This is a genomic window from Longivirga aurantiaca (assembly GCF_042660085.1).
GTDB lineage: Bacteria > Actinomycetota > Actinomycetes > S36-B12 > CAIYMF01 > Longivirga > Longivirga aurantiaca.
Map to the genome: position 1 here is coordinate 1 of NZ_JBHSTI010000005.1, position 301 is coordinate 301.

The 301-nt window shown below is 66.4% G+C and carries 1 pseudogene; it reads left to right on the forward strand.

The features are described from left to right. Positions 1-301, forward strand: a pseudogene (locus ACFQGU_RS03615) (glutamine synthetase family protein); the annotation flags it as partial.

A 301-nucleotide genomic window follows, 5' to 3' on the forward strand; every position in this document is an offset into this window, starting at 1 on the left:
AAGCCGCCAGGAGCGAGGGCTACCAGCCGATCGCCGCGTACGAGTTCGAGTTCTACGTGTTCAAGGGTGGACCGGGCGAGCTCGCCGACCGGAAGTGGCGCGACGCCGAGCCGATCACCAGCGGGAGCCGGACCTACAGCCTCTACCGCAACAGCTCGACGGAGTTCCTGATCGGGGACATCCGTGAGTCCCTGAGCCGGTGCGGCATCGACATCGAAGCCAGCAACAGCGAGCACGGGCCCGGCCAGTTCGAGGTCAACATCCACTACGCCGATGCGGTCACCGCCGCGGATCATGCGGT